Genomic DNA, 4,858 nt, shown 5'->3' on the forward strand with positions numbered 1-4,858 from the left:
CGGGAGCGGTAGCCCTTGGGCGGGCGGATGACGGGGGCCGGGCGGGCGGGGGGGTTGGCCCCCCCCCGGCGGGGGTGGGGTTGGCCGGCGCCCGGGGGGCGGGGCCCCCGGCCGCGGGCGCGGCCGGCCCGGGGGGCCCCCCCCGACAGGGTGGGGTCGGCGCGGCCCGCGCGAGGTGATCGTTAATCTGTCCCTCCCTGCCAAGAGGCGGGGAGAACAGGGGTGGGACATGCACAGAAGAATGCCGGTTGCCTCCGTGGTGGCGGCGGTGGCGATCGGAATCGCGGTGGCGCCGGCCGCGCACGCGGAGGGGCGGGGCGACATCCGGGTCGTCAAGACCGTGGTGAACGGCGGAAACAACGTGATCGTCGGGGTCAAGGCCCCCAAGCAGTTCCCGATCACCATGACCATCAAGGACAACTCGGGGGTGAAGGGGGTCACCGACGTGTCCGCGTTCACCACGAAGGGTGGTCACGGGCCCGTGGACCACCTCGGTACGACGTGCCGGAAGACCAGCACGACGACGTCCGTGTGCACTGCGACGATGCGGATCGACCCCACCTGGATCGATGACTACGGAAGGGGCAACGAGGGCTGGGACGCCAACGCGGTCGCGGGGACCTGGCAGGTCAACGCCACGGTCAAGGCCAACGACAGCAGTTACTGGATCTCCGACCGCATCGCCCTGTTCAAGGTCAAGCGCGCAGCGACCCTGACCACGGACGCCACGCCCGAGCCGGTCAGGAAGGGCGGCACGCTGACCGTCACCGGAAAGCTGTCGCGGGCCAACTGGACGGACCTCAAGTACCACGCGTTCACCAAGCAGGTGGTGAAGCTGCAGTACAAGAAGCCCGGCGGCAGGTACAGCACCGTGAAGACGGCGACCACGGACAGCAAGGGCCACCTCCGGGCCACGGTGAAGGCCACTGCCTCGGGCAGCTGGCGCTGGGCCTTCCTCGGGACCACCACGACCATGAAGGTCGTCGCCACCGGCGACGCCGTCACGGTGAAGTGACCACGCGGCGGGCCGGAAACGGCCCGCCGACGCGGCACGTCATGCGGGGGCGGAGAGTCGGGGGTCTCCTGCCGTGGCTACCGTTGCCCCAGCACCGCACCGACCTCTGGAGACCCCGTGCCCGTATCCCTCGACGAGGACGTGGTGGCGCTGCTGCGCCGCCCCAGCACCTGCTACATCGCCACGACGATGCCCGACGGCTCGCCCCAGCTCACCCAGACCTGGGTCGACACCGATGGCGAGCACGTCCTGATCAACAGCGTCGAGTCCCATCAGAAGACCCGGAACATCGCGCGCGACCCGCGGGTGGCCGTCGCGGTCTCCGACCCCGCGGAACCTGCCTCCTACGTTCAGATCCGCGGGCGGGTGGTGCGGGTGACCACCGAGGGGGCGGTCGACCACATCGAGGCGCTCGCACAGAAGTATCTCGGCGGCCCCTACCCGTGGTTCGGTGGCAAGGACCAGGTCCGGGTGATCTATGTGATCGAACCCGAACGGATCACCGGCCCCCGCGGCTGACAACGGGCACGGCCGACCATTCTCGTGCGAGGAATACACACGTGATATTTGTTGTCGTCATTTCCGTCCTCCTCGTCGGAGGCACCATCGCCTATATCGTTCATCTCTTCAACCGTGACCACAAGATCCGGTCACAGGGACGCGATATTCACGCTCTGGTGGAGAACGTTCGCTACGTGAGCTCGAACGACGGCGGGTCCACAACCATCGAATACCGGCTTTCGTGGCACGAGGACGGTGAGACCAGGTACGTGGAAGGCAGGGACACCATTCCCGCCTTTTACTCTTCGAGGGTGCAGAAGGGCTGCGAGATCGATATCAAGTACCTGGACGACGACCACATCATGTTTGTGTTCGACAGGTAGACGACGCAGGAGTATTCGGCTCCGGACCCGTCGTCCTCGACGAGGGGCAACGCGTCGGCCTAGGCCGACGCGCGGCTCAGCGGGCTGTCGTGGGATCGTCCGCAGGACGGTGCCGCGCGCCAACGACCGCCGGGTCCGGGACAGGTGGTGTTTCCCCGGTCATGCCGCAGGTGTGCACATCACCGGCGACAGATCGCCCTGCGCGCACCGCGCGGCCCGTACCGGGCAATGATGCGGGTCGGTATCGACGGTGCGGCTCCGTCACGAACACGTTGTCGGCGCACAAGAACCGGGCGGGCCAGGGCCACGACATCTCTCTGGACTCCGCCGAAGGGAAGCGCTGAGGCGTGGCGTCACACTTCCGTCGTGGCCCTGACTGTTTTCAGCGGTCCTGGACCGACCGAGGCCGTTGTCAGCCGCGAATGACCTGCAGGCTGTACGTGACCTCCGCGTCGGGCATGATGCCGTCGTTGCGCGCGGTGATCGTGAACCGCTTGGTGCCCGGGGCGGTGGGGACTCCGGTGATGCCGCCGGTGTCCTTGTTCAGGCTCAGTCCGGCGGGCAGCGCGCCGGATGTGACCTCGTACCGGACCGTCCGGGGCGAGCTGGAGGTCACCTTGAACGCATACAGCCCACCCACGCGGCCGCCGGGCGGCTGCGGTGTCGTGAACCCGGGCTCCGGCGCCCGCACCGGCTGAGCCCGGCCGACCGGGCTGCCGGACGAGTCCAGCTCCTGCAGCGACCACTCCTTCCCCTCGGCCATCTCGCTCAGGTGCCAGTTCTTCTTCTCGTCGGTCATGAGCTGCTGCTGGGCGGGCGTGAAGGCGCCGGCCTCGACGGCGGAGTTCCAGATCCGTACCGCGGTGAGGACCTCCGCGGTGTTGGATCCCTCGGCGAGACTGTCCGTGCTCGTCTCGAACCAGCCGAAGTTCACGCCGACCGACGCGCCGAGGGCCAGGTTGTGCTCGACGCCGAGCGTGCTCGTGTCTCCACCGATCGGCAGTGAACCACCCATGGCGGGCAGGAAGTTGGCCCGGTAGAAGTTGTTGTTCCTGATCACCTGTGCGTAGTTGGAGTCGGACCAGCCGATGCCGCCCCAGCTGATCCGCGACTGGGCGAACCACGAGTTGGACGACGGGTTGGACGCCTCGCAGATGAAACCGTCCTGGGAGTCGAGCCGGCGATGGATCCCGTTGACCAGGTGAGCGAAGCCCTGGCCGCGCCAGCCGCTCCAGGACACCTCCTCCAGCCCGTCGTACGAGATGCTCCGGACGCCGGTGGTGTTGGCCATCGTGGCAAGGCGGGTGGCGATCTCGTCGATGACCGGCAGGTCGCCTCGTGCACCGCCGTACTGGTTCTCGCTGACCCGGGTGGTGTCGGCCCCGGCGGGGTGGGCCGCCGCGGCGGATCCCCACTGCGCCCGGCTGATGCCGGTGAACTGCCACTCGCCGGCGCCGGCCTGCGTCACACCGGAGTATGTGAGGAACTCGTCGCCGATGCGCAGCCGCCGGCCGATGACGTGACCGCCGCCGCCGGAGTCTCCGTCGGCGTACAGGGTCGTGTCCGACGCGGCCAGAGCGCGGGTCAGCTTCACGGTCGCGCCGACCGTGAGCCGCTTGTCGGCCGGTGCGGGAGAGATGTACGGGTCATCGGCCTGGATGAAGTTGGACAGGGTGTGCACGCCGACCCGCATGCCGCCCGCGGCGGCGGTCGCCACCAGTTGAGCCGCGGCGGCGTCCGAGCCGCCGAAGCCGCTGTTGAACTGGTAGTGCCCCGTCGACTTCCAGGGACCGGCCGCGCCCTGCACGGAGTAGACGTTCCTGATGCCCGCCTGCTTCGCGAACTTCATGGCGTCGGAGAGGTTCGAGGTGCCGAGGGACGACAGGGCCAGGAACGGTTGCCGGGTCGCCCTGGCCGTCTTCTGCCACTGCCCGTCGATGGTCGGGTACGGCAGGTGCTCGCCCTGCGCGATCTGGCTGAGTACGGTGAGCACGAGATCAGGGGCGCTGCCGTACACGGCCAGCTTCGATCCGAGGATCCGGCCTTCGAAGCCCGGCAGCGGGCCGATCCGGATGCCGTCCTCGCGGGTCCGTGCGGTGCTGTAGTCGTAGGAGTAGGCCCGCAGAATGCTGCCCCACGACGTCTTCGCCGCGGCGCCCCACTCGTTCTGCGTCCCGGCCTCCCCGTACGGCTTCGACTGCACCTCCGAGCCGAACCCGTACGCGTCGAACTCCTTGGGCCAGCCGCCGACGGTCTTGTCGTTGAGCGGGGTGATGCCGAGGGCGAAGCCGCTGTCGCGGACCACACCGACGGCCTCGCCGACGGTGTCGGTGACGCTGGTGGTCAGCGGCCCCCACAGCAGGGTCCGCACATCCACGCCCGGTGCGGCGTCAAGACCGACGACCTCAAGCGTCGCGTACGTCGCGTGGTTGACGACCTTGACCTCGACCGTCGCCCGGTCCCCGCTGAACACCAGCACGTGCCGGTCCTGCCGGGAGACCTTCACCTGGGTGGGAGTGTCCTGCTTTCCGTCGCCCAGCACGACGGACACCAGGGGAAGCGACTTGCCCGCCGACAGATGGTCGGTTCCCGTGCGTATGTCCTTCAGCTCGACGACCCGGCCCGCCGGGTCGAGACCCAGCGACAGGAATCCCGCCCTGATCCGTAACGGACGGCCGGCCTGTTCCGTGAACGCCGGCCCTGCTGCTGCCGCCGGCTGGGCGAGGGCCGGCGTCGCGATCAGCGCCAGCGAACTGACACCGCCGGCGATCAGGAAGTTTCTTCTGTCCACGATTCCTCCAAATCAACATATGCCGATATGTCTCGTGTTCTACGTGGAGGGTGCACTCGGTCGTGCAGTGGTGGGGGGCGGGGCCCGGCCCCGGCCGCCCCCCCGCAACACGGCGCCCCCGGGTGGGGGGCCGGGGCGCCGCCCCGCCCCCCCCCCCCCGCGGCCGAA

Annotated in this window: 4 protein-coding genes; 3 read left to right on the forward strand and 1 reads right to left on the reverse strand. The window is 69.0% G+C overall.

The features are described 5' to 3' along the window. The first annotated feature begins 241 nt into the window (after positions 1-241). The 3 genes from ACFVH0_RS39275 to ACFVH0_RS39285 all read left to right on the forward strand — a co-directional run bounded on the left by ACFVH0_RS39275 (position 242) and on the right by ACFVH0_RS39285 (position 1,899). A complete protein-coding gene (locus ACFVH0_RS39275) occupies positions 242-1,015 on the forward strand; it encodes a hypothetical protein (RefSeq protein ID WP_385828223.1) in 774 nt (257 codons plus the stop codon). 117 nt (positions 1,016-1,132) lie between these two features. Then, complete coding sequence (locus ACFVH0_RS39280; RefSeq protein ID WP_385828224.1) at positions 1,133-1,534, forward strand: PPOX class F420-dependent oxidoreductase; 402 nt, start codon at positions 1,133-1,135, stop codon at positions 1,532-1,534. Positions 1,535-1,575: 41 nt separating this feature from the next. Continuing rightward, complete coding sequence (locus tag ACFVH0_RS39285; protein WP_385828225.1) at positions 1,576-1,899, forward strand: hypothetical protein; 324 nt, start codon at positions 1,576-1,578, stop codon at positions 1,897-1,899. A gap of 412 nt (positions 1,900-2,311) precedes the next feature. Here ACFVH0_RS39285 and ACFVH0_RS39290 read toward each other — a convergent pair whose 3' ends face one another. Next, positions 2,312-4,690 carry an Ig domain-containing protein gene (locus ACFVH0_RS39290; RefSeq protein ID WP_385828226.1) on the reverse strand — a complete coding sequence of 793 codons (2,379 nt, stop codon included), beginning with the start codon at positions 4,688-4,690 and terminating at the stop codon, positions 2,312-2,314. Positions 4,691-4,858 lie beyond the last annotated feature (168 nt).

Source organism: Streptomyces sp. NPDC127117 (assembly GCF_042677325.1).
GTDB lineage: Bacteria > Actinomycetota > Actinomycetes > Streptomycetales > Streptomycetaceae > Streptomyces.

What these genes read in the sequence shown, in the direction of transcription:
- ACFVH0_RS39275 (WP_385828223.1), top strand. Translation starts at nt 242, where the DNA reads ATGCCGGTTGCCTCCGTGGTGGCGGCGGTGGCGATCGGAATCGCGGTG.